Raw genomic sequence first — 25984 nt, 5'->3', positions numbered from 1 at the left:
AACTTTAACCGCACTTTATTATTTGACTAACTCTGTTTGCATATACATTAATCGATCAATATCCGTCAAATAATGTCCCAATTCTTGCTCTTCTGGTTTATGCAAATAAGGAATTTTACCTAAAAGCGGCGCATCAATATGCTCAACAAGCAAATCAACAATTTCTGCATAATGGCTTAATAATGGATTAACACGGTTAGCTATCCAGCCCAATAGCGGCACGCCTAGCTGTTGAATTGCTTGCACAGTTAACAACGCGTGATTCACACAACCATCTTTAATACCAACCACAAGAACCACAGGCATTTTTCGTTGTGCAACCCAATCAGCAAAACTTTTTCCTTCTGCCATTGGAGTCATTAAACCAAAGGAACCCTCAACCACCACAGACTGATAATTTTGATTTAATCGAGTTAAATCATGATTAATTTTATCTAACTTAATACGCGTCCTATCTTGTGTCAGCATCGGTGCGCTATGGCTAAAGGTATAACTATTAATATCCTTGTAGGACACATTTTCTTTGGTTGAATCCATTAATGTTAATACATCTGAATTTGATAAATTATCATAATCTGATGTATTTTCTTCTTGCATCGCTGGGTAAATACTTTCCTCACCGCAACAAGCAATGGGTTTATAACCCACCACTTGTACACCTTGTTTTTGCAAGGCTTGAATAATCGCGCGGGTTGCCGTGGTTTTTCCCACATTTGTATCTGTCCCCGCAACAAAAAAGCTACTCATTTTTCTCTCCTTTAAAAAGTGCAGTGGATTTTAAAAGACTTTTTCCTTTAAAAATTTGAGATAACGCAAATTTTCTCTTTTTCGTATCAAAAATAAACAATTTATTTGATCTCACTCAAGCTATTAAATAAACCATCATCTTGTTTTGGTATTTGCAAATAAAATCCTTGTTGTTTAATTTTTTCCAATACCTCATGACTATCTACATTATGTAGCGACTTGCTTCCAAGTAAATTAAACATCATGACTAATTCTGGTTTTCCAAAGTGGCTCAGTAACACTTCTGGTACTTGAGAAAAATCCTCTCTTTTCGCAATATACAGATAGCATCCCGGTTTCTTTTTACTTTTATAAATTGCACATAACATATTTTGTTTTCCTAAATAAAAAATCCCTATTAAATTTCTTTAACAGGGATTTTATCATTTAAATTGATTAAAGCATTATTTTGCAGCTTCTTTTACTGCATCAGCTGCTTGAGTTGCTTTTTCAGAAATTGCATCTTTAACTTCAGTCATTTTAGAAGTAGCAGCATCTTTCATCGCATCCATTTTTGATGACGCAGCGTCTTTCATTTCGCTAACTTTAGCTGCTGTAGCATCTTTTACTTGTTCAACTTGTGCCATTGTTGCATCTTTAACTTCAGCAGCTTTCTCTACTGCAGTGTTTTTCACTTCAGTTGAAGCTTGTTTAGCTGCATCTTTAACATCAGCAACAGCATTAGTTGCTGCGTCTTTTGCTTCAGAAACCATTGATGTTGCTGCTTGTTTAGCTGCGTCAACTTTTTGTGCAGCTTCTTCTTTATCGAAACAACCAGTTACCGCTAAAGCTGAACCTAAAACTAATGCTAGTGTTAATTTTTTCATAATTTTCTCCATAGAATAAATCTTGATTACGGCAAAGCCCTATTGCTTTGATGTGGCGTAGTTTACGGAAATTTTATTAAAAGAAATATGTTTTAGATTTAATCAATCTTATGAATTTCTCTAGATGCTTGATGCATCAATATTTCTGATTTATTACCATCCCATAATAATTGAGCAATGGTTGCAGGATAAAATGGTATTGGATTTCGTTTTCCATACAATTCAGCAACAATTTCTCCCACTAAGGGCAAATGGGAAATAATCAATACAGATTTAACACCTTCATCTTTTAGTACTTCTAAATAATCAATTACGGAATGCGCATATCCATAAGGCGTAATCCCCTCCCAAGTTTCAACGCTATTTTCTAACGCAAAATCAAAAGCTTGATTAACTTGATAAAAAGTTTCTTGAGCTCTGACATAAGGGCTCACTAAAATACGGTCTAGTGAATTAATTACTAGCGTGCTTAAATGCTGTTTTAACCATTCTCCTTGAGAAAAAGCTTGTTTAATACCATAAGCAGTTAAGCGACGAGCCTTATCACTATTAGCCATTACTTCAGCCTCGCCATGACGCATAATAAAAATATTCATTTTGCTTTCCTAAAAACTTTATAAAAATAAACCGCACTTTATTAAGTGCGGTCAAAAATTAATTAATTTTTCTTCACAGCTTCTGCAATTTCTTCTGCACATTGTTGTGCAAGTGCTGCATCTTGGCATTCCACCATAACGCGAATAAGTGGCTCCGTACCCGATTTACGTAATAAAATACGCCCTTTACCTTCTAAACGTTTTTCAACGTCTGCGGCAACAGATTTTACAGCGTCACTTTCAAGTGGATTATTCCCACCTGCAAAACGTACATTGATTAACACTTGTGGGAATAATTTAACCGCACTCGCTAATTCATTTAATGATAATTTATGCTGTGCCATTGCCGCCAATACAGCTAATGACGCAACAATGCCATCGCCAGTTGTATTTTTATCCGCAATGATAATATGTCCTGAATTCTCACCACCAAGCGTCCAATCATTTTCAACCATTTTTTCCAATACGTAACGGTCGCCTACATTTGCACGTAAGAAAGGAACGCCAAGCATTTTCAAAGCAATCTCTAAGCTCATATTACTCATTAATGTGCCAACGACACCGCCTTTTAATTGACCTGAGCGCAATGCTTCACGCGCAATAATAAAGAGAATTTGGTCGCCATCAACTTTATTTCCTAAATGATCGACCATCATAATGCGGTCACCATCACCATCATAAGCTAAGCCAACGTCAGCTTTCATTTCAACTACTTTGGCTTGCAATGCTGTCACATCAGTTGCACCACATTTTTCATTAATGTTTAAACCATTTGGATCCGTACCAATTTCAATGACTTCCGCACCTAGCTCTCTCAACACGTTAGGAGCGATATGATAGGTTGCACCATTTGCACAATCTACCACGATCTTATAACCTTCCAAGCCTAAATGAGCGGGGAATGTGCCTTTACAAAACTCAATGTAGCGTCCTGCTGCATCATTAATACGACTTGCTTTACCTAATTCGGCAGATTCCACACAATCCATAGGTTGCTCTAACATCGCTTCAATTGCTTCTTCAATTTCATCAGGTAATTTAGTCCCTTTTGCTGAAAAGAATTTAATGCCATTATCATAATAAGGATTATGTGAAGCCGAGATCACAATACCTGCTTCAGCACGGAAAGTTCTAGTTAAATAAGCAATAGCAGGTGTAGGCATAGGGCCAGTAAATGCAGCAGATAAACCCGCAGCAGCCAAACCTGCTTCAAGGGCTGATTCCAACATATATCCAGAAATACGAGTATCTTTACCGATTAAAACCATTTTAGAACCTTGAGAAGCCAATACTTTTCCCGCAGCCCAGCCTAATTTTAATGCGAAATCAGGTGTAATTGGATAAGACCCTACTTTTCCACGCACACCATCTGTTCCAAAATATTTACGATTTGCCATAATAAAAATCCTTTAATTTTTTATCGTTATAACCATCAGGCATTTTCTGTTGCCTGCCAAATTTTGAGCATATCTGATGTTGCTGCAACATCGTGTACGCGTAAAATTTTTGCACCCTTTTGTGCTGCAATAAGCGCACCTGCCACACTACCAATCAATCTTTGATCAACAGGTTTATCAAGCACTGCACCAATCATTGATTTGCGAGATAATCCTGCTAATATGGGATAGCCATTCTGACAAAATTCATTCAAATTTTGTAATAATTGATAATTATGCTGTACAGATTTGCCAAAACCAAATCCCATATCCCAAATTAAGTTTTCTTTTTTAATGCCAGCAGAAAGACATTCATTAGTACGTTTTTGTAAAAAAGCCAATACATCTTGCACGACATTTTCATAATAAGGATTTACCTGCATTGTGCGAGGTTGTCCTTGCATATGCATAATACAAACAGGTAAAGCCAGTTTTACCGCCGTTTCTAACGCATTTGGCTCTTGCAAAGCACGAATATCATTAATCAAATCCATTCCAACACTTGCCGCTTCACGCATCACAACTGCTTTTGAGGAATCGACAGAAATCCAGCAATCAAAACGGTTTCTCAAAGCCTCCACTACTGGCACAACACGATGTAATTCTTCTTGTTCAGATACTTCATCTGCATTAGGGCGCGTAGATTCACCACCAATATCAATAATTGTCGCCCCTTCTTCCAACATTTTTTCAACTTGAAAAAGTGCTTTATCCAAACTAAAAAACTGTCCGCTATCAGAAAAAGAATCAGGCGTGAAATTAAGAATCCCCATAATTTTAGGCACGCTCAAGTCAAGGCATTTATTGTTCGCGTAAAGTTTCATAAAGTGCGGTTAGTTTTTAAAGTGATTTTGGTTGGGCAATTATAGCGAAATGCGCCCAAGAAAAAAATCATTAAGAAAAAATAAAGCCTTTCCGAAGAAAGGCTATTAACATAGAACGTAGAATGATTTATCTCAACTAGTTAAATTAGAAGCTGTATCTTAATCCTAAATTAACTTGCCAATCTTGTCTAATTAGATGTTTATTAGAACGCTGAACATCCAAGTAAATCTGTCTTCCTTTTTTCTTATTCTCATGGCTGATACCTACCCCGTAATTAAACCAATCATCCTTATTATTCATTTCTATTCTAGCCGTATTTAGATCATTCACCACAGAACCCAAAAATTCCTTATTATACATAAGCTTAATATAAGGGCTTAACACACTATCGCCATAAAAATCTAATCCAGCTCTAAATCCAATACGTCCAATTAAACTATTTGAATTTTTAGTCATTGATTTCAAACCATTTGAAGAATGAAGTGTATAATCATCTACAAATTGATAAATCAATTGCATTTCAGGTTGAATATAAAATGCTTTTTCTTTTTTCTGTAAAAGATAAGATCTTTTTCCAGTCTCAATAGATAATAAGTAAGAATTAATACTTGCATTATTTGATTTAATATTTTCATTAGAATAATTCACAATGTCGTATTTTCCTTTATACCGCATCATCTTACCGACTAAATCGACGTAAATATCATTATTTTTATTTAACCAGGTAGAATAAATACCAATGCCTTTACCGGATATTTTCGTTTTACCTTCAAAGCGTTTAGGGTATGTGGAAGCATTTAGATTTTCAATCGAAATCCCATTATAATTAACCCAATTATTTCTTAAACTCAACCAATCAAAACCGGCTTTAATTCCCCAATAATGAGTACTAAAACTACCGATGGTGTCATTGGCAAAACTTGTATATTTTCCATTAACATGTTTAATCCAAGCATTATGAGGTTTTAAATCTGTTTTATCAAAATGGATTTCCCCAAGTCGCTGAACTAATGTTTCTGTATTTAATAAGTTAATTTGATAGATTGTGTTACTAAAACTTAGGCTACTTTCTGCCCCTGGCGTCAATTTGCCCTTACCATCGTCCTCATAAGGGAATAGATACCAGTTATTTACATTCGCATCAGTAATAGAAACAATTTTAGAGTCAGTGGCTCTACCTAATGTATATAGGTATGCACCTTTTTCTATGACAGCTTTAGGATGGCTAGGCTTTTTATCATCTGTAAGAACCGATACATGATTATCTTCATTAAGTAATGAAAATACCGCCTTGTAGTCTTTTGCCTTACCTGAACTTTCCACTAATTGCAACACTTCCGTTCCCGTAGATTTGGAATCTGCCATATTTTTAAACTCTATATAGTGATTTCCTTCACTACTAGTTTTTATAGACAGCAAGTCTGTTTTTCCAGCCTGAACATTTCCTTGCATTTTAAATATTCCACCATTACCTTTTAAATTATCAACAGATAATGTTGCCGTATTTTCTGTATTTGAAAAATGAACTGTTCCCTCAGAAGAAATATCCAATGTATTTATTTTTGAATCATCAGTCATTAACCAATTACTAGAATTAGCCAACTTCATATCTATAATTCCAGTATCATTATTCTTAGCAAGCCCTACTAAATAAGAATTTTTATTTAATAAATTTAAAGTAACTTTCCCTTTATTTGATGTAAAAATATTGCCTAATATATTTACATCATCTTTACCTGCAACAGTTATTTCAGCATTTTTTCCACTAGAGACTAATGCAGGATCTGTTGGCTCTCCATCAATAGTTAATTTCTTATTAAATGATATTATACTTTTTGAATCATCTGGTGTAGTTTCTGGAGTTTCATTATAGACTGCCATTTTTCTTCCATTACCATTTATACGAATAACAGTATCATTATTAAACACTGTATTAGTAACATTATTTTGTTTCTTATGGCTGTGATATACTCCATATCCTTGATCATTTGTAGAAACATCTATATTTACTTTTCCATTAAATGTAGTATTGGCTTTATTATTTTCTTCTTCATGAGATAAATAAATACCATGGCTAACAGTATTTCCCTTAGATACTATATTTAAAGTTGAATCTTGATCAGACGTTATTTTTGTTCCTTCTCCTCTGTTAACTTTATTTTTTACTATTCTAAATCCCCAAGCACTTTTTCCTCCTGTTGAATTAAAAGTATTTTCTCCTTTAAAATTTATAGTATTTTCTCCACTACCATTATTTTTATTACTACTTTCTATATTAATCCCATAAGAATAATTACCTACTGTGTTAATATTTGCATTCTCTAATTCAAAATTATTTTTACCAAGATTTTCATCAGATATTTCAATACTTCTTGCAACATAATTAGAATTAGTCGTTATATTAGTGTTTTTTAACTTGATATTATTTTCTCCATTTGTAGAAGAAGTTTTAATTCCATATACCCAAGCACTAGTTCCATCATTACTGGTTTTTATTTCATTTTTATCTCCATTGAATTCTAAAATATTTTTACCATTTTCTTCTGCATCAAGAAACATACCCCAAATACTTCCATTCTTATTTGAAGTAATTAAATTCATATTTGAATTAAATAAGAACTTGCTCTCTCCATTTTTAGTGGTGCTCGAATAAAAATTAAGACTATTGGCTTGTTTATCATCAGAAGTATTGAATATTTTTGAAGTAAATGTTTTTCCTGCTTTACTTGTAACTTTTACCCCCCCCCGATTTGAGTGTTTGATAAAAACCATAGTTGTGTTGTCGTATTTCCAGTCATCAAACTATCTACATTTCCTTCAAAAGTAAGTGTTGAACCTCCATTTTCTTTATCAATAGTATCTTTAGTGGAAACTGTTTTAAAACGATTCTCCCCTTCATTTTGCAAACGGAATCCAGTTAATTGTAGATTATCTGTAGTAGATTCGCTCTCCATTTTTAAATCATCTTTAAAAGTAAGATGCGATTCTCCACCGCCATTACTTTTAGCCAAAAATACATTAACCCTTCTTTCTTGTAATTCTAAATTAGGATTATCTGGTATAGATTGTGCAGTAGTTTTTACAGTCGTTTTCTTTAATAAATTGACAATTGAAACTGGTTTTGTTACATCTTTAGAACTACTCCCTTGCCCATCAACATCAAAAACATTAAATATAGAATAATAACGACTAGAATAATTTCTATGTGTAGTTATATCAACATTAAGCTCTGTATCAAAATTAAGTATAGTTTCAGATCTTTCAACATTCTTATTATTAGAATTATACACCTGTACTCCATCTTGCCAGCTAATTGGAGTGCCATCATCAACATGTATAATATTCAATGTCCCCGGAGTTTTTATTGTTGTTTCTGTTATATCTTTTTTTAAGTCATCTGTTGATGATGTTCTATTTCTAACATCAATTATCTTATTTATTGTACTTCCACCGGAATGTGGTTGCCAATTTTTTGTACCAATAATATCTCCGTCCTTATAATTAAATTCATACTTAATTTTATCAGATGTATCCTCAACTTTTTTACCATGACTATGTATATCTACAGTATCCCAATTATTTACAGTATCCGTATTTGCATCAAACGCCTGAACATGACTCCCTATTGTAACCATCGATAAAAAAAATAATGGACTTCTATTTTTCATGTGAACTCCTTATAAATTACATTACCTGAAAATAATCATTGCTGTTTGGTTATAATCATTCTATGCCTAAATAATGAACAGATCTATCTATTTCTGATAAAAATAAAGCCTTTCCGAAGAAAGGCTTTGATAAGTTAAACATTAAAATCGTCGGTATTTTCTACCGCACTTTCAGGCTTTGCATCATTCGTTGTTGAATTTGCATAAGCAGCCTGTTGTGTTTTCGGCTCTCCCCAACCTGATGGCGGTGTGACTGGTTCACGATTCATCAATTGTTTGATTTGTTCTTCTTCAATGGTTTCATATTTGACTAACGCATCTTTCATTGCGTGCAGAATATCCATATTATCAGTCAAAATCTGTCTTGCTCTCGCATAGTTACGATTTACAATTGCACGCACTTCTTCATCAATTGCATGAGCCGTTTCATCTGACATATGTTTCGCTTTTGCCATTGAACGACCTAAGAAAACCTCGCCCTCATCTTCCGTATAAAGAATTGGCCCTAATTTGTCAGAGAATCCCCATTGCGTCACCATATTACGCGCGATATTAGTCGCTACTTTAATATCATTTGATGCACCCGTTGAGATATTTTCTTCACCGTAAATCAAATCTTCTGCCAAACGACCCGCATACAAGGTAGAAAGCTTACTTTCTAATTGTTTTTGGCTAATACTAATTTGATCGCCCTCAGGCAAGAAGAATGTTACACCTAACGCTCTGCCACGAGGAATAATCGTCACTTTGTGAACAGGATCGTGCTCAGGCACTAAATAACCCACAATAGCGTGACCAGCTTCGTGATAAGCGGTTGATTCCTTTTGCTTATCCGTCATAATCATAGTGCGACGTTCTGGCCCCATATTGATTTTGTCTTTTGCTTTTTCAAACTCAAGCATAGTTACCGCACGTTTATTTACTCGAGCAGCAAATAAGGCAGCTTCATTGACTAAATTTGCTAAATCTGCACCGGAATAGCCAGGTGTGCCACGCGCTAATGTCATTGCATCAACATCTTGTGCTACAGGCACTTTGCGCATATGCACTTTTAAGATTTGCTCACGACCTTTTACATCAGGCAAACCAACAACCACTTGTCGGTCAAAACGACCAGGACGAGTTAAGGCTGGATCAAGCACATCTGGACGGTTAGTTGCGGCAATAACAATTACGCCGTCATTACCGCTAAATCCATCCATTTCAACCAGCATTTGGTTTAAGGTTTGTTCACGTTCATCGTGTCCGCCGCCTAAGCCCGCACCACGTTGGCGACCCACAGCATCGATTTCATCAATAAAGATTAAGCAAGGTGCATTTTTCTTAGCCTGTTCAAACATATCACGTACACGTGATGCACCAACACCCACAAACATTTCTACGAAATCAGAACCAGAAATAGTGAAGAATGGAACTTTTGCCTCCCCTGCAATGGCACGAGCAAGCAAGGTTTTACCAGTACCTGGAGGCCCTACCATCAAAATACCTTTTGGAATTTTACCGCCCAAGTTTTGGAATTTATTCGGATCACGCAAGAAATCAACGATTTCGCCCACTTCTTCTTTTGCTTCATCGCAACCAGCGACATCCGCAAAAGTAACCTTAATCTGATCTTGATTCAGCATTTTGGCACGGCTTTTACCAAAACTCATCGCCTTGCCGCCACCGCCTTGCATTTGACGCATAAAGAATACCCATACACCAACAAGGAATAACATTGGGAACCAAGAAATTAAAATCTGAGATAAGAAACCACGTTTTTCAAATGGCGTACCTTCCACTTTCACTTTTTTACTTAACAAATCATCAAGCAATTTTTTGTCTTCAAGTGGTGGCATTACAGTTGAGTATTTAGAACCATCCGTTTTAGTTACCGTAATTTCATTGGCATCAAAACGTGCTTCTGTCACTTGTCCGTTGCTTACATCGTAAACAAAGGTTGTATAATCAGTAGAATTATCTACCGAAGATGAATTAAAACTCTGGTATGCTGTCATCATAATGACCGCTACTACCACCCAAAGCACCAGATTTTTGACCATATCGTTCAAAGTCTAACCTACCTTTCCTAAGTTAAAAAATTTTTTACAAGATACTACACATCATTAGCGATGAAAAGCTATCAAAGCAATTAGCCTTTATAGCCTGTCGCCACAATATATACTTCACGAGAGCGTCCGCGTGATGCTTCAGGCTTACGCACTTTCACCACATTAAATAAAGAACGAATTTCTCTTAAATATTCATCAAAGCCTTCACCTTGGAAAACTTTAACAACAAAGCTTCCTTTGGTTGCCAAGACCTGTTTACACATATCTAAAGCAAGCTCGACCAAATACATTGCGCGTGGAATATCTACTGATGGCATTCCACTAAAATTGGGTGCCATATCAGACATCACAACATCAACTTTATCTTCGCCTACACGCGCTAATAAAGCATTCAAAACATTTTCATCACGGAAATCACCTTGCAGAAAATCAACGCCTACAATGGGATCCATTTCTAAAATATCACAAGCAATCACTCGACCTTTGCCACCGATTTGCCCCACCACATATTGTGACCATCCGCCAGGTGCTGCGCCAAGATCGACCACAGTCATTCCTTGTTTAAATAATTTATCTGTTTGTTGAATTTCATCAATCTTAAAATAAGCGCGTGAACGCAACTTTTGCTTATGTGCTTTTTGCACAAATTGATCACTAAAATGTTCATTTAGCCAGCGAGAAGAACTCGCCGAACGTTTTTTCTTTCCCATAATCTTCTATTTTTGGTAGTAGTTTTGCTTATATTTGGTTACAATCTGCCGAATTCAAGCCGAGGCTGATTGAAATCAGTGAAAAACATTGAGAAAATCAACCGCTCTTTTTAATTAGGAATCCTTATGACAACCTTATCAACCAAACAAAAACAATTTTTAAAAGGTCTTGCGCACCATCTTAACCCAGTCGTTATGCTTGGTGGAAATGGCTTAACCGAAGGCGTACTTGCTGAAATTGAAAATGCACTTAATTATCACGAACTCATCAAAGTCAAAGTTGCTGGTGCAGATCGCGAAACAAAACAACTAATTATCGATGCGATTGTGCGTGAAACTAAAGCAGCAAAAGTACAAACTATCGGGCATATTTTGGTGCTTTATCGCCCAAGCGAAGAAGCAAAAATTCAGCTTCCACGCAAATAACAACAAAAGTGCGGTTATTTTCAACCGCACTTTTTTATTTAAATATAATTCACTTCAATGATATCAAACTCAACGACACCGCCAGGCGTTGTAATATTTACGGTATCATCTAATTCTTTACCAATTAAACCTCGCGCAATTGGTGAATTAACCGAAATCAAACCCGATTTAATGTCTGCTTCATCATCGCCCACAATGCGATAAGTGACTTCTTCGTCTGTATCAGTATTTACAAGCACAACTGTTGCACCAAAAATCACTTTACCATTATTTGGCATTTTTGTTACATCAATAATTTGAGCATTACCAAGTTTACCTTCAATCTCTTGAATACGACCTTCGCAAAAACCTTGTTGCTCACGAGCTGCATGATATTCTGCATTTTCTTTTAAGTCACCGTGCTCGCGGGCTTCTGCTATCGCTTTAATAATTTCAGGACGACGTACATTTTTTAAGAAATCCAATTCTTCACGTAATTGTTCTGCGCCACGCACAGTCATTGGAATTTGTTGCATTGTTTTTCCTTTTACTAAATAAAACAAAAACCACGGCAAAATACTAAAATCTTGCCGCAGTATTATTAAAAATAAACTTGAAATGAGAAAATGATTTACTCAATTTCATTCGGGGCTTATTATTGTTCGTCTAAAAAAAAATAGCAACCATAACAAACCTAATATGAAAAAATTATCTTCAATTTCTACCGCACTTGGATCCTTTTTACTTTCAGTGAGTTTTAGCCTGCCAACTTTCGCCAATATTAATGTTTCAGATTTAACACAAAAATTGCCTGAAGGCTCTAGCGTAGGTTTCATCGCAAAAAATATAAATCAAAATCAAATTATTGCGGATTATAATGGCTCAACCTTTATGCTTCCTGCGAGCACACAAAAAGTTTTTACTGCCGTTGCCGCTAAACTTGCATTAGGTGATCAATTCCAATTTGAGACCGCACTTTTAACTAATGGAAAAATCCAAAATGGGAATTTAGAGGGTCACTTAATTGTGCGTTTCACTGGCGATCCAGATCTCACAAGTGGTCAGCTTTATAGCCTACTTGCAGAATTAAAAAAACAAGGTATCAAAAAAATTAATGGCGATTTAGTATTAGATACCTCTGTTTTTTCCAGTCACGACCGAGGATTAGGTTGGATTTGGAACGATCTGACCATGTGTTTCAACTCTCCCCCAGCAGCGGCAAATATCGATAACAACTGTTTTTATGCAGAACTAGATGCCAATCAAAATCCTGGTGAAACCGTAAAAATCAATGTGCCTGCACAATTTCCAATTCAAGTATTCGGACAAGTTTATGTAGCGGATAGCAATGAAGCGCCTTATTGTCAGCTTGATGTTGTTGTACACGATAATAATCGCTATCAAGTAAAAGGATGTTTAGCCCGTCAATCTAAACCTTTTGGCTTAAGCTTTGCTGTGCAAGATACGGATGCTTATGCAGCCGCGATTATTCAACGACAATTAAGACAATTAGGTATTGAGTTTAATGGCAAAGTCATGTTGCCACAGAAACCACAACAAGGTCAGCTATTAGCGAAACATTTATCCAAACCATTACCCGATTTATTAAAAAAAATGATGAAAAAATCGGATAACCAGATTGCCGATTCATTATTCCGAGCGGTGGCATTCAATTACTATAAACGCCCAGCATCCTTTCAATTAGGCACATTAGCGATTAAATCCATATTACAAAAACAGGGAGTTCGTTTTGGCAACAGTATCTTAGCCGATGGCTCTGGACTGTCTCGCCATAATCTTGTAGCACCAAAAACGATGCTGTCCGTTTTAGAATACATCGCCAAAAACGAAGATAAATTACATTTAATGGAAACTTTCCCCATCGCAGGTGTAGATGGCACGATCAGTGGGCGAGGTGGATTAATTAGCCCGCCATTAGTAAAAAATGTTATTGCTAAAACTGGTTCTTTGAAAGGTGTTTATAACCTCGCCGGCTTTATGACAAATGCTCGAGGGGAAAAAGTAGCCTTTGTACAATTTATTAATGGCTACTCAACAGGCGATTTGGAAAGCAAAACCAAACGAGCCCCATTAGTACAATTTGAGAGTGGCTTATATAACGAAATCTATAAATACTAATAAAGCCTTCTAAAAAACACCGCACTTTGCCATCAAAAGTGCGGTGTTTTTTTATAGCCTTTTAAAAATACTATCACCTAAAATATGAACGAGATTTACCAGATAATATCGATCAACGTATTGAACAAGATGCGAGAGAATTTATTACCAGTACCGTACAAATTGTACGAGGTGTGATTAACTCGGTGCTCACGACCATTGAATTTACGATTATTTTATGGTCACTTTCTGGCGTATTAACTTTATTTGGATTTAATATCGAAAAAGGCGTTGTTTTCTTCATTTATGCTTTTATTATTTTTGCGACACTCATATCCGTGTGGATTGGTCGCCCACTAATTAAGCTGAATTTAATGACTGGCAAGCGATTTTATCGTCCAGTGAACTACAAAGAGTGGCGTTTATTCGTATTTTACTCACAAAACCAGATGTCGTATTTCTTGATGAAACGACTTCAGCATTGGATGAAACAACAGAGCATTTACTCTACCAAACAATTAAAGAGCGTCTGCCCGAAATGATCATTCTCAGCGTAGGTCATCGTAGTACATTACAGCAATTTCATAACAAACAACTAAAATTAGATGTATATTTATTATGTAAAAATTAGAAGATAGCAAGTTAAGAATATATAAATCAAATATTTTGTTTATTTGATGATAGTCTAAAGAACGCCTATAAAATTAAAATAAAATCATAAAAAAAGCCCTCGAGATTCGAGGGCTTGATTTTTTACTATCGTAATAAAAATTAGCGACGTAAACCTAAACGAGCGATAGTGCTTTGGTATAAAGCAAGATCAGTACGTTTTAAGTAGTCTAAAAGTTTACGACGACGAGAAACCATACGTAATAAACCACGACGACCATGGTGGTCTTTTTTGTGCTCTGCAAAGTGAGCTTGTAAGTGGTTGATTTGTGCAGTTAATAATGCGATTTGAACTTCAGAAGAACCAGTATCTTTCGCATCACGACCAAATTCAGCAACGATTGCTGCTTTTTTTTCAGTACTTAGAGACATTTTTTACTCCTAAAAGGTAGTGTTGTTAATACATCATTCGCCGATCTCTAACTCAGCGATGACAAGGAACCTGCATTCTAGCGATGAATAAGCTCAAATGCAAGGTTTATTCCAGCAAAAAGCCATGATTTTTAATGATTTGTTTAGCTATATCAGACCTTAAAAATTGAAAAAATTTAACCGCACTTTCAACATTGCTTAATAAAGCCATGACATATTCTGCTTTTACCTCAAATTCAACAGGGAAAATATAGGTCAAGAATACTTGATTCGTTATACCAATATTAAAGTCAGTATTCATAGATGCATAGCTCTCACTTAAATCAAATTCTGACCTTACTTGATAGTGCGAATAACCAATCATCATATCTGCATAACCATTTGACAATAAATAGCGAGATGCAATTTTTCCTTTTGGAATTATGTTTGAAGATGTCCCGCCCACCAATTTCAAAGCTCGTCGTTTCAATGACTCCCCTTCACTAGGGAAATATTGCTCAATTTTATCAAATAGCAGCCAAGTATAATCTCCACAAGGATCACTACGTGGTGTTGATGTTGCGAGGCGTAAAGAGCAATCAAATAACAATTCAAAAATAGATTTATGACGAAATTGTTCTAAATTCAGCGTAGTTAATGCTAATTGATTAAACGCTATCGTTAATTTTTGATAAATTGTTTTAGAATCAGCTAACTGAAATACATTTTCAGGGTTTGCACTAATAAAAATATCACATTTCTCCCCTTGCTCAATTTGTTGACGCAAGATTCCGGCAGGACCACAAAATGCTTTAATCTCTACATGATGAATTTGTCGAAAAATATCAGACAATTCTTGCAATGCATACTGAAAACTCCCAGCACTAAAAACAGTAATTGATTCCATAAGTTTTCCTTACTTTAATAGTGTTTTATATAAGGGAACAAAATGCGTAAAAAATGATGCTTTATATTGAGCTTGTTGTTCAAGCATCGGCAAATGAAAAAGTGCGGTCAAATTTTCTGAAGTTAAAATGTCCTTTGTTTTACCAAATTGATAATTTTGTTTGTTTAACAATAAAGCTTTATTGGTTATCGCTACAGCTTGATTAGGTTGATGTGTTGTGAATGCGACCGTCATTTTCTGTGATTGTGCTAAATCCATCAGTAAAGACAATACGATATCTTGATTTGCAAGATCTAATGCTGAAGTAGGCTCATCCAACAGTATCAATTTGCATTCTGAAGCAATGGCTCTCGCAATTAAAATTAGTTGTCGCTGTCCGCCCGAAAGTGAAGCAAATTCACGATTTGCCAAATGGGTCAAATTCAAATAATCCAGTGCCTGCATAGCGATTTGATAATCATGCGGTTTCGGTTTGGCGAAAGTATTAATATGGGTTGAGCGCCCCATCAACACGATATCCAATACGGAATAAGCAAAAGGCGAAGAAAAGAATTGCGGCACAAAACCGATAGATTGATACACCTCAATCTTGCCCTGAATCGGGCTATGAATGCCAAGCAACAAATCCAACAAAGTGCTTTTTCCGCAACCGTTTTGCCCTAAAATCGCTAGAATATCTCCTTTATTCAAATCAAAATTCAGTTGCTGAAACAGGAAGTTTTCCGCTTGGTAATAAAAACCTAGATTTTCCACGGAGAGCGCTTTATTCATTCATGCCTCCGCGTTTTAGTTTATATACCAATACACCAAACAACGGCGCACCAATAAGTGCGGTCAAAATACTGATTGGAATTTCGGCATCGGACAGGGAACGCGCAACGTTGTCCACGAGCAACATATAAGTCGCACCGACAAGCATGGTGCAAGGCAATAAACGTTGATGATTGGCGCCTACCAGCATACGACTAAGATGAGGAATAATCAGCCCAACCCAGCCGATACTGCCGCTAATTGCCACCTGACACGCCACTAACGAACCGCTTAAAAAGATCGCTAACCAACGTAATGGAGCCACTTTCACGCCCAAAGCCTTGGCTTCTTTCTCATCTAAAGACAGTAAATTCAAGCGCCAACTTAAGCTGAGCAAAATCGAGCTACACAGCAAAAACGGGGCAAAGAAAAAAGCGAATTTTTCCCAGTTAGAGGTGGCAAAACTCCCCATCAACCAAAACACAATGCTTGGCAATTTTTCTTCTGTGTCGGAAATGTATTGCAATAGACTGACGAGGGCAGAAAAAAGCCCGCTTAAAATCATGCCGATAAGAATAAGCATCAACAAGCTGCGTTGATTAAATTTGAAGCTAAACAGAAAAACTAAGGCAAGCGTGCCAAAGCCAAATAAAATAGTGCTGGCAAATAAGCCGTATAAACTGAATCCAAAGAAAATTGCCAAGGTGCCACCGAAGGCTGAACTGGAGGTCACGCCGATAATATGCGGATCCACTAACGGATTACGAAAAATGCCTTGTAATACCACACCACTCAATGCCAAACCGGCACCCACGCAAAGTGCGGTTAAAATTCGAGGTAAACGCACTTGAAAAATCACCTGTTGCTGCACTGAATCGATCTCAAGTGCGGTCGCTTTTGCCCACAGAATTTGCCCAATTTGCGGTACAGACAAAGAATACCGCCCGATTCCCAAAGAAATCACGGCGGTAATCACAAGCAACAGCGTTAATCCAAAGAGAATTTTAGAGTAACTATTTAGCTGCATTGTCGGCTTTGTAAGAAGTGCGGTAGAATTTTTGGTAATAATCGTTCACCATTTTATCCAAATCCACATCTTGGAAACGTTGTGGATAAAGCGCTTTCGCCAACCATACTTCGCCCAACGCTAAAGCTTCCGGCATCGGGTATCCCCAGGCTTTGGCATATTCCGGCATCAACAAAACTTTTTTATCTTTTACCGCCTGAATATTTGCCCAACCTTGATCATTCAAAATTTGTGGTACCACATCAAGATAACGATCTTGCACCAAAATCACCGCGGGGTTCCATTCCAACACATTTTCTAGAGAAACCTGTTTGAAACCTTTAATGGTTGCCGCCGCGACGTTATAAGAGCCTGCGTGTTCCATCATAAGCCCCGTATATTTACCGGAACCATAAGTGCCTAAATCCGGATTTGCCATATAAGTGCGCACACGTTTATCGGCAGGAACATCGCTTAGGCGATCTGCCAACAACTTGCGATTGGCAAAGGCAGCTTTCACTAACTCATCGCCTTGTTGTTTTTTCTCAAATACCTCGGCAATCAGTTCAATGCCCTGTTTTAAGCCGTCATTATAAGCTTTATCTTCGTCAGTTAAGGTTGGATTAAGTTTGACTTTCTCACCCGTTTCCCCGGTACGCAAGGAAATGGCTACCACAGGAATATTCACGTCACTGATTTGCTTGATCATTTCGGGCGGTGCATAGTTAGTCACAAACACTACATCTGGTTTTAACGCCAACAAACTTTCAATATTAACGGAATTCAAATCGCCCGGCATCGCCATGTTTTCCAGCTCCGGCGCAAGGCGAACATAGTTTTTGCCTAGTTGTTTCTTCCAGTTGGAAAGCACTCCCACAATCTGTTTTGTGGCATCCAACTGCACAGCAATATTCAAAGTTTGGTGCTGTAACACCACAGCTCTATTAATGTGATCGGGAATTGTCACTTTTCGATCGAGTTGGTCTGTGATAATGCGATCAGCTAATGCTGAAAAAGAAAGGGAACCGAGCAAGCCGGCAATTAACAATGATTTAAGTTTCATAGCACATCCTTATTTTAAGTAAGAAAGCATCATTATACACTTATTTATATAATGATAAACTCTATACTTATATCTTTTCAATCACCACTTTTATATCCTCTGGTGGTGCATAATAAGGTGCAGAAGTAATAAATAAACGAATACCTAATTTGGCGTAATCTGATACATTATTTTTATTTACTCCTCCAGCGACAGAAAGCAGAATATCTTTCTGTTTTGAGTGAAGTAGATCTAAAGCCTTTTTCACATCATCTAATGACCATTTATCAAGTTGAATAATATCAGGCTCTGCTACATACATTTGCTCAAATTGAGCAAAATTATCTGCTTCTAAAGTTATTTTATTTTCAGGTGCTTCTTGACGTAATCTATCCACAATTTTCGTCCAATCATTTGGATCAGAAAGTAAATTTCGATGATTAGTAAAAACCAAAAGAGTTTCGCTAACGCCTTGTCGATGAATATGTCCACCAGCTGCTAATACAGCATTTGTCGCAAGTTTACGCGTATTAGGAATACTTTTACGCGTACAAGCCACAACAGCATTTGAGTTAATCACTTTGGCATTGGCTATCATTTCTGCCGTATATTGGGCAACCCCACATGACCATTCAAGTACCAATTGCACCACTTTCCAAGCTTGATGTAATTGTTCAGACATTCCTTCCGCACTGATCAACAAAGCACCTGATTCAACCCACTCCCCTTCTTTTACATATAAGTGCGGTTGAATATCCAGTTTTTTTAATAATTTTTCCGCAACAGAAACACCCGCCACAATCCCTGCATTTTTCCGCTTAAAAAGAATTTTCGCCGGAATATTTTCAATACCAAGGGCATGAGTGGTTAAATCACCACGATAAATATCCTCAAGCAATAAATCATCCAATTCTTTATCTGAAAAATAAATCATCGTAACTCCTCAAATTAGTTGTCCTTGATATAAATAAACCTGTTACTTCAAAACGATACTTTCTCTGATAATTTCATATGAATATTAAAGCAATAAAAAAGGTTGGGGCGCCCCAACCTTTCACTTAATCTTTCAATAATTTAATTTTTTCAATCACATTTGTTGTTGAACAACCATTTTCAAAGTTTAGCACTTTAACATCACCGCCGTTTGCCCAAACTTCTTTTGCTCCAGCAATCTCTTCAGGTTTGTAATCGCCGCCTTTGACTAAAAGATCTGGTAAAATTTCACCGATTAAACGCTGTGGTGTATCTTCAGTGAATGGCACCAACCAATCCACGGATGCCAAACCAGCCAATACCGCCATACGAGTTTCAAGATTATTAATTGGGCGACTATCACCTTTTAAACGTTTAACGGAATCATCGCTGTTTACCGCGACAATTAAACGATCGCCCAATTTGCGCGCATTTTCTAAATAAGAAACATGCCCTGGATGCAAAATATCGAAACAGCCATTAGTCATCACAATTTTTTCACCGCGCGCTTTAGCTTGTGCGACAGCATCTTTTAATTCAGCTTCACTCATAATACCAAATCCAGTGTCAGGGCGAGCATGAATCGCATTTTCAAGTTCCACAGTCGAAACCGTTGAAGTCCCCAATTTACCCACCACAATTCCTGCGGCAACATTGGCTAAATAACAAGATTCTTCGAAAGAACGTCCATCTGCTAATGCGGTTGCTAATACGCTAATGACAGTGTCACCTGCTCCCGTCACATCAAACACTTCTTTTGCAACGGTTGGCAAATGATAAGGTTCTTGATTTGGGCGTAATAATGTCATGCCTTTTTCAGAACGCGTCACCAAAAGTGCGGTTAATTCAATATCAGAAATTAATTTTAAACCTTTCTCTATGATCTCTTCTTCCGTATTGCATTTGCCCACAACGGCTTCAAATTCAGACATATTTGGTGTCAATAATGTCGCACCACGATAACGTTCAAAATCAGTTCCCTTTGGATCGATTAACACAGGCACATTCGCTTTGCGTGCAATTTGAATCATTTTCTGAACATCTTTAAGTGTGCCTTTGCCGTAATCAGAAAGAATCAAAGCACCGTAATTTTTCACCGCACTTTCTAACTTCGCTAATAAATCCTTGCAATCTACATTATTGAAATCTTCTTCAAAATCAAGGCGAAGCAACTGTTGGTGGCGGGATAAAATACGTAATTTAGTAATGGTTGGATGGGTCTCTAATGCAACAAAATTACAATCGATTTTTTGTTTTTCTAATAAATGAGAAAGCGCAGAACCAGTTTCATCTTGTCCAATCAGCCCCATTAACTGAACTGGTACGTTGAGTGAAGCAATATTCATCGCCACATTTGCAGCACCACCCGCGCGTTCTTCATTTTCCTGTACACGAACCACTGGCACCGGAGCTTCTGGTGAAATACGGTTGGTTGCGCCGAACCAATAACGATCAAGCATCACGTCGCCTAATACGAGTACTTTTGCTTGCTTAAATTCTGCTGAATATTGAGCCATTTTAAAATCTCTCTATTTGAATAACCAAAATTGTGGCGATTTTACCACAACTCAAATTTACGATAAACTACGCCCCTAACTTAGGTGGAAAGAACAATGAAAAACGAAAAACTCCCTCAATTTCAACCACACTTTTTAGTCCCCAAATACTGGCTTTTTTGGCTAGGCGTGGCAATTTGGCGAAGTATTTTATGTCTTCCCTATCCTATTTTGCGCCATATTGGTAATGGTCTCGGTTGGCTGTTTTCACATTTAAAAGTGGGTAAACGTCGAGCTGCCATTGCACGCCGTAATCTTGAACTTTGTTTCCCTGATATGCCTGAAAACAAGCGTGAGGCGATTTTGCAAGAAAATCTTCGTTCAGTAGGCATGGCAATTATCGAAACTGGCATGGCTTGGTTTTGGTCAGATTCTCGTATCAAAAAATGGTCAAAAGTTGATGGCTTACATTATCTAAAAGAAAATCAGAAAGATGGAATTATTCTTGTCGGTGTTCATTTCTTAACACTAGAACTTGGTGCGCGTATCATTGGTTTACATCATCCTGGTATTGGCGTTTATCGTCCAAATGATAATCCTTTGTTTGATTGGCTACAAACGCAAGGCCGTTTACGCTCTAATAAAGATATGCTTGATCGTAAAGATTTACGCGGGATGATCAAAGCCCTACGCAATGAAGAAACCATTTGGTATGCGCCTGATCACGATTACGGCAGAAAAAATGCCGTTTTTGTTCCCTTTTTTGCTATGCCCGATGCTTGCACAACCACTGGTAGTTATTATTTATTGAAATCCTCACAAAACAGTAAAGTGATTCCATTTGCGCCATTACGCAATAAAGATGGTTCAGGCTATACCGTGAGTATTTCAGCGCCTGTTGATTTTACAGATTTACAAGATGAAACGGCGATTGCTGCGCGAATGAATCAAATCGTTGAAAAGGAAATCATGAGGGGCATATCACAATATATGTGGCTACATCGTCGTTTTAAAACACGCCCCGATGAAAAGACGCCTAGTTTATACGATTAAAAGTGCGGTCGAATATCGCCGCACTTTTTGATAGAATTTTCTCAAATTTAAAAAATTAACGACTCATCTAACCATGACAACCAATTATTCAGCTCAAGAAATTACCGTTCTTAAAGATCTCGAGCCGGTGCAAATTCGCCCCGGTATGTATACAGACACCACTCGTCCGAATCACCTCGCACAAGAAGTTATTGATAACAGCGTAGATGAAGCCCTCGCGGATTTTGCCACAAAAATTGAAGTAATTTTACACCCCGATCAATCCATTGAAGTCACGGACAATGGTCGCGGTATGCCTGTGGATATTCATCCTACGGAAGGCGTTTCCGGCGTAGAGGTGATCCTAACTAAACTGCATGCGGGTGGTAAATTCTCCAATAAAAATTATGAATTTGCCGGTGGTTTACACGGTGTTGGGATTTCTGTGGTGAATGCACTTTCTGAACGCGTGGATATTCAAGTCAAACGTAATGGTGAAGTGTATAAAATTGCCTTTGAAAACGGCAATAAAGTAGAAGAATTGGAAGTTATTGGGACTTGTGGCAGACGCACAACGGGAACAACCGTTCACTTCAAACCAAATCCAAAATATTTTGACAGCGCAAAATTTTCCGTTAGCCGCCTACGCCATTTATTAAGAGCGAAAGCAGTCCTCTGCTCAGGGCTTGAAATCAAATTCATTGATAAAGTAAACAACACTCAAGATATTTGGTTATATGAAGATGGGCTTTCCGATTACCTTATCGAAGCAGTTAATGGCTTTGAAACCCTTCCGGAAAAACCATTCGTTGGTGAATTTAAAGGAACAAATGAAGCCGTTAGCTGGGCATTACTTTGGTTGCCAGAAGGCGGTGAACTGATTGGCGAAAGCTACGTAAACTTAATTCCGACTATTCAAGGCGGAACGCATGTTAATGGCCTACGCCAAGGTTTGTTAGATGCCATTCGAGAATTTTGCGAATTTAGAAATCTATTACCACGCGGCGTAAAACTTACCGCTGATGATATTTGGGATCGTTGTTCTTACATTCTTTCCCTTAAAATGCAGGATGCACAATTCGCGGGGCAAACTAAGGAACGCTTATCATCACGCCAAAGTGCGGTGTTTGTTAGCGGTGTTTTAAAAGATGCGTTCAGTCTATGGCTAAATCAAAATGTACAGGACGCTGAAAAATTAGCAGAAATTGCAATCAGTTCTGCACAACGCCGATTACGCGCAGCCAAAAAAGTCGTACGAAAAAAACTTGTTAGTGGCCCAGCATTACCAGGGAAATTAGCTGATTGTGGCTCACAGGATTTAGAAAAAACGGAATTGTTTTTAGTAGAGGGTGACTCTGCGGGCGGTTCAGCAAAACAAGCGCGTGATCGCGAATATCAAGCGATTTTGCCGTTACGTGGAAAAATCTTAAATACATGGGAAGTTTCACCAGATCAAGTATTAGGTTCAACAGAAATTCACGACATAGCCGTGGCTCTAGGGATCGATCCTGACAGCAATGATTTATCACAACTTCGCTATGGTAAAGTATGTATTCTCGCGGATGCTGACTCCGATGGTCTGCATATTGCCACTCTACTCTGCGCCCTGTTCTTACGTCATTTTCCGAAATTGGTACAAGACGGTCACGTTTATGTAGCAATGCCACCACTTTATCGCATTGACTTAAATAAAGAAGTCTTCTACGCATTAGATGAAAACGAAAAAGAGGCGATTTTAGATCGGTTGAAAAATAAAAAAGGCAAACCGAATGTTCAACGTTTTAAAGGTTTAGGTGAAATGAACCCATCTCAATTGCGTGAAACAACAATGGATCCTAACACTCGTCGCCTTGTTCAATTAACTTATGATTTAGAGGAAGACCAAGGCGCGGATACATTAGAACTCATGGATATGTTATTAGCGAAAAAACGTTCCGAAGACCGTAAAAATTGGTTACAAGCGAAAGGCGATCAGGTTGATTTATCTGTGTAGACTAAATTAATCTCAGCAAATCCGAATTTTAATAAATTAAGAATATATTCAATTAACAGAAACCAAAATGACAAATATCAATTATGAAGGCATTGAACAAATGCCTCTTCGTACCTTCACCGAAAGGGCTTATCTCAACTATTCCATGTATGTCATCATGGATCGTGCGCTGCCTTTTATCGGCGATGGTTTAAAACCCGTTCAACGCCGTATCGTATATGCGATGTCTGAACTTGGCTTAAATGCTACGGCAAAATACAAAAAATCTGCCCGTACCGTCGGTGATGTACTCGGTAAATTCCATCCACATGGTGACAGCGCTTGTTATGAAGCGATGGTGTTAATGGCACAACCCTTCTCTTATCGTTATCCACTGGTTGATGGTCAAGGTAACTGGGGGGCACCAGATGATCCAAAATCCTTCGCAGCCATGCGTTATACGGAATCACGCCTGTCTAAAATCTCTGAAATCTTGCTGAGTGAACTCGGACAAGGAACAGTAGATTATCAGCCAAACTTTGATGGAACCTTGGCTGAACCGCAATATTTGCCTGCTCGTTTACCTCATATTTTATTGAACGGTACAACAGGTATTGCAGTGGGTATGGCGACAGATATTCCACCACACAATATTAATGAAATTGCTGATGCGGCAGTAATGTTGCTAGATAATCCTAAAGCAGGATTAGATGACATACTTGAAATTGTTCAAGGCCCAGATTTTCCAACAGAAGCGGAAATTATTTCGCCAAAATCAGAAATTCGTAAAATTTATGAGCAAGGTCGTGGCTCAATAAAAATGCGTGCAACTTGGAAAAAAGAAGACGGTGAAATTATTATCTCAGCACTTCCGCATCAATCTTCGCCATCCAAAGTTATTGCCCAAATAGCCGAACAAATGACAGCAAAAAAACTGCCAATGCTAGAAGATATTCGAGATGAAGCCGATCACGAAAATCCAATTCGCATTGTGCTAGTTCCTCGCTCAAATCGCGTCGATACTGATGCGTTAATGGCACATTTATTTGCTACGACAGATCTTGAAAAAAGCTACCGTGTAAATATGAATATGATCGGGCTTGATCATAAACCTGCGGTAAAAGGCTTATTGGAAATCTTAAATGAATGGCTTGCCTTCCGCCGTACAACCGTGACTCGTCGTCTTCAATATCGTTTGGATAAAGTGCTCTCTCGCTTACATATTTTAGAAGGTTTGATGATAGCCTTCTTAAATATTGATGAGGTTATCGAAATTATACGTCACGAAGATGATCCAAAAGCAGAGCTTATGGCACGCTTTAATTTAAGCGATGAACAAGCCGATGCAATTTTAAATTTACGCTTACGTCATTTAGCGAAATTAGAAGAAAACCAACTCAAAGCTGAACAAGATGAACTTGAAAAAGAGCGGTTAAATTTAGAAGCAATTTTAGGATCAGAACGCCGTTTGAATACGCTTATCAAAAAAGAAATTCAAGAAGATGCGAAAAAATATGCCAGTCCACGTATGTCTCAACTGGTCGAACGTGAAGAAGCCAAAATGATCTCTGAAAGTGACATGACACCCGCAGAGCCTGTCACCGTCATCTTATCAGAAATGGGCTGGGTACGTTGTGCTAAAGGACACGATATTGATCCTAAATCATTGAGCTACAAAGCGGGTGATAATTATCGAGCTCATGCTTGTGGCAAGAGTAATCAAGCCGTTGTATTTATTGATAGTACGGGGCGGAGTTATGCACTCGATCCGCTTTCATTGCCTTCAGCTCGTTCGCAAGGTGAACCACTCACAGGTAAACTAAATTTACCAGCTGGTGCGACCATTGAATATGTTGTAATGGCAGGCGAACAACAAGAATTATTGATGGCATCTGATGCGGGTTACGGTTTTATTTGTAAATTTGAAGATTTAATTGCGCGTAATAAAGCAGGAAAAGCCTTGATTTCTTTACCGGAAAATGCCAAAGTGATGGAGCCTAAGACGCTGGCGAATGCCACCGCACTTGTTGTCGCTATGACATCCGCTGGCAGAATGTTGATTTTCCCGGCAAAAGATTTACCGGCATTATCAAAAGGCAAAGGCAATAAAATTGTGACAATTCCTGCAGCAAATGCAAAAGAACGCAGTGAATTGTTGGTGAGATTATTGCTCATTTCAGATCAAGCAAGTCTTGAATTTCATTCCGGAAAACGAAAAATTGTATTAAAACCGGAAGATCTGCAGAAATTCTGTGCTGAACGAGGCAGAAAAGGTTCGACATTACCACGTGGATTACATACCAATGTTGAAATAGTAGTAATCGAACCGCAACACAACACATAATTTAAACACAACATAGGGAGA

Annotated in this window: 24 protein-coding genes and 1 pseudogene; 7 read left to right on the top strand and 18 right to left on the bottom strand. The window is 37.6% G+C overall.

What is annotated here, in order from left to right; translation table 11 throughout:
- Nucleotides 1-18 precede the first annotated feature (18 nt).
- From bioD to rlmE, 10 genes are all read right to left on the bottom strand, one after another.
- Complete coding sequence (bioD, locus tag ABW51_RS03375; RefSeq protein WP_005631588.1) at nucleotides 19-747, bottom strand: dethiobiotin synthase; 729 nt, start codon at nucleotides 745-747, stop codon at nucleotides 19-21.
- A gap of 101 nt (nucleotides 748-848) precedes the next feature.
- The gene (locus ABW51_RS03370; protein ID WP_053465564.1) at nucleotides 849-1115 is read right to left on the bottom strand and encodes a YcgL domain-containing protein; all 267 of its coding nucleotides are present in this window, start codon (nucleotides 1113-1115) and stop codon (nucleotides 849-851) included.
- 75 nt (nucleotides 1116-1190) lie between these two features.
- Nucleotides 1191-1625: a hypothetical protein gene (locus ABW51_RS03365; RefSeq protein WP_053465563.1), complete on the bottom strand. Its 435-nt coding sequence runs from the start codon at nucleotides 1623-1625 to the stop codon at nucleotides 1191-1193.
- 86 nt (nucleotides 1626-1711) lie between these two features.
- A complete protein-coding gene (sixA, locus tag ABW51_RS03360) occupies nucleotides 1712-2209 on the bottom strand; it encodes a phosphohistidine phosphatase SixA (protein ID WP_053465562.1) in 498 nt (165 codons plus the stop codon).
- Between the two features lie 62 nt (nucleotides 2210-2271).
- Entirely contained in the window at nucleotides 2272-3606 is a 1335-nt protein-coding gene (gene glmM, locus ABW51_RS03355) for a phosphoglucosamine mutase (protein ID WP_053465561.1), read from the bottom strand.
- 35 nt (nucleotides 3607-3641) lie between these two features.
- Complete coding sequence (folP, locus tag ABW51_RS03350; RefSeq protein ID WP_053465560.1) at nucleotides 3642-4469, bottom strand: dihydropteroate synthase; 828 nt, start codon at nucleotides 4467-4469, stop codon at nucleotides 3642-3644.
- Between the two features lie 145 nt (nucleotides 4470-4614).
- Entirely contained in the window at nucleotides 4615-7242 is a 2628-nt protein-coding gene (locus tag ABW51_RS03345; RefSeq protein ID WP_053465559.1) for an autotransporter outer membrane beta-barrel domain-containing protein, read from the bottom strand.
- Nucleotides 7206-8138, bottom strand: coding sequence for a hypothetical protein (locus ABW51_RS03340; protein ID WP_053465558.1), 933 nt, complete (start codon nucleotides 8136-8138; stop codon nucleotides 7206-7208). The genes ABW51_RS03345 and ABW51_RS03340 overlap by 37 nt, the downstream gene beginning before the upstream one ends.
- Nucleotides 8139-8272: 134 nt before the next feature.
- Entirely contained in the window at nucleotides 8273-10180 is a 1908-nt protein-coding gene (gene ftsH / locus ABW51_RS03335) for an ATP-dependent zinc metalloprotease FtsH (protein WP_053465557.1), read from the bottom strand.
- Nucleotides 10181-10269: 89 nt separating this feature from the next.
- Nucleotides 10270-10899 (bottom strand): 23S rRNA (uridine(2552)-2'-O)-methyltransferase RlmE, encoded by a 630-nt coding sequence (gene rlmE, locus ABW51_RS03330; RefSeq protein ID WP_005637911.1) that lies wholly within the window; start codon nucleotides 10897-10899, stop codon nucleotides 10270-10272.
- Between the two features lie 126 nt (nucleotides 10900-11025).
- Here rlmE and yhbY point away from each other — a divergent pair, with 126 nt between their 5' ends.
- On the top strand, nucleotides 11026-11325 hold the full coding sequence (yhbY, locus tag ABW51_RS03325) for a ribosome assembly RNA-binding protein YhbY (RefSeq protein WP_053465556.1): 300 nt from the start codon (nucleotides 11026-11028) through the stop codon (nucleotides 11323-11325).
- Between the two features lie 38 nt (nucleotides 11326-11363).
- Here the strand turns inward: yhbY and greA are convergent, their stop codons facing one another.
- Entirely contained in the window at nucleotides 11364-11840 is a 477-nt protein-coding gene (greA, locus tag ABW51_RS03320; RefSeq protein WP_005637913.1) for a transcription elongation factor GreA, read from the bottom strand.
- A gap of 163 nt (nucleotides 11841-12003) precedes the next feature.
- On the opposite strand from greA, the gene dacB reads away from it, so the two are divergent.
- The 3 genes and pseudogenes from dacB (at nucleotide 12004) to ABW51_RS10525 (ending at nucleotide 14053) form a co-directional block, all read left to right on the top strand.
- On the top strand, nucleotides 12004-13443 hold the full coding sequence (gene dacB, locus ABW51_RS03315) for a serine-type D-Ala-D-Ala carboxypeptidase (protein WP_053465555.1): 1440 nt from the start codon (nucleotides 12004-12006) through the stop codon (nucleotides 13441-13443).
- Nucleotides 13444-13511: 68 nt separating this feature from the next.
- A pseudogene (locus tag ABW51_RS10530) lies at nucleotides 13512-13793 on the top strand (ABC transporter ATP-binding protein/permease); the annotation flags it as partial.
- Between the two features lie 44 nt (nucleotides 13794-13837).
- On the top strand, nucleotides 13838-14053 hold the full coding sequence (locus ABW51_RS10525; RefSeq protein ID WP_442902633.1) for a p-loop containing nucleoside triphosphate hydrolase: 216 nt from the start codon (nucleotides 13838-13840) through the stop codon (nucleotides 14051-14053).
- Between the two features lie 140 nt (nucleotides 14054-14193).
- Here the strand turns inward: ABW51_RS10525 and rpsO are convergent, their stop codons facing one another.
- The 7 genes from rpsO to hldE form a co-directional block, all read right to left on the bottom strand.
- A complete protein-coding gene (rpsO, locus tag ABW51_RS03305; RefSeq protein WP_005628925.1) occupies nucleotides 14194-14463 on the bottom strand; it encodes a 30S ribosomal protein S15 in 270 nt (89 codons plus the stop codon).
- Nucleotides 14464-14569: 106 nt separating this feature from the next.
- Nucleotides 14570-15349 (bottom strand): substrate-binding domain-containing protein, encoded by a 780-nt coding sequence (locus tag ABW51_RS03300; protein WP_053465554.1) that lies wholly within the window; start codon nucleotides 15347-15349, stop codon nucleotides 14570-14572.
- Between the two features lie 9 nt (nucleotides 15350-15358).
- Nucleotides 15359-16120 carry an ABC transporter ATP-binding protein gene (locus ABW51_RS03295; protein WP_053465553.1) on the bottom strand — a complete coding sequence of 254 codons (762 nt, stop codon included), beginning with the start codon at nucleotides 16118-16120 and terminating at the stop codon, nucleotides 15359-15361.
- A complete protein-coding gene (gene molB, locus ABW51_RS03290; protein ID WP_053465552.1) occupies nucleotides 16113-17126 on the bottom strand; it encodes a molybdate ABC transporter permease MolB in 1014 nt (337 codons plus the stop codon). The genes ABW51_RS03295 and molB overlap by 8 nt, the downstream gene beginning before the upstream one ends.
- Nucleotides 17113-18168 carry a molybdate ABC transporter substrate-binding protein MolA gene (gene molA, locus ABW51_RS03285; protein ID WP_053465551.1) on the bottom strand — a complete coding sequence of 352 codons (1056 nt, stop codon included), beginning with the start codon at nucleotides 18166-18168 and terminating at the stop codon, nucleotides 17113-17115. The genes molB and molA overlap by 14 nt, the downstream gene beginning before the upstream one ends.
- A 67-nt stretch (nucleotides 18169-18235) precedes the next feature.
- Nucleotides 18236-19081: a ModD protein gene (gene modD / locus ABW51_RS03280; RefSeq protein WP_053465550.1), complete on the bottom strand. Its 846-nt coding sequence runs from the start codon at nucleotides 19079-19081 to the stop codon at nucleotides 18236-18238.
- A gap of 124 nt (nucleotides 19082-19205) precedes the next feature.
- The gene (hldE, locus tag ABW51_RS03275) at nucleotides 19206-20636 is read right to left on the bottom strand and encodes a bifunctional D-glycero-beta-D-manno-heptose-7-phosphate kinase/D-glycero-beta-D-manno-heptose 1-phosphate adenylyltransferase HldE (RefSeq protein WP_046942728.1); all 1431 of its coding nucleotides are present in this window, start codon (nucleotides 20634-20636) and stop codon (nucleotides 19206-19208) included.
- 96 nt (nucleotides 20637-20732) lie between these two features.
- On the opposite strand from hldE, the gene htrB reads away from it, so the two are divergent.
- From htrB to parC, 3 genes are all read left to right on the top strand, one after another.
- Nucleotides 20733-21668 (top strand): lipid A biosynthesis lauroyl acyltransferase HtrB, encoded by a 936-nt coding sequence (htrB, locus tag ABW51_RS03270; RefSeq protein WP_053465549.1) that lies wholly within the window; start codon nucleotides 20733-20735, stop codon nucleotides 21666-21668.
- 73 nt (nucleotides 21669-21741) lie between these two features.
- Nucleotides 21742-23640 (top strand): DNA topoisomerase IV subunit B, encoded by a 1899-nt coding sequence (gene parE, locus ABW51_RS03265; RefSeq protein WP_053465548.1) that lies wholly within the window; start codon nucleotides 21742-21744, stop codon nucleotides 23638-23640.
- 67 nt (nucleotides 23641-23707) lie between these two features.
- Entirely contained in the window at nucleotides 23708-25963 is a 2256-nt protein-coding gene (gene parC, locus ABW51_RS03260) for a DNA topoisomerase IV subunit A (RefSeq protein WP_053465547.1), read from the top strand.
- The last annotated feature ends 21 nt before the right edge of the window (nucleotides 25964-25984 follow it).

Source organism: Haemophilus sp. C1, from assembly GCF_001276515.1.
Classification (GTDB): Bacteria; Pseudomonadota; Gammaproteobacteria; order Enterobacterales; family Pasteurellaceae; genus Haemophilus.
Note: the sequence above shows the minus strand (reverse complement) of the source record. Positions and strands in the feature narration are given on the sequence as shown.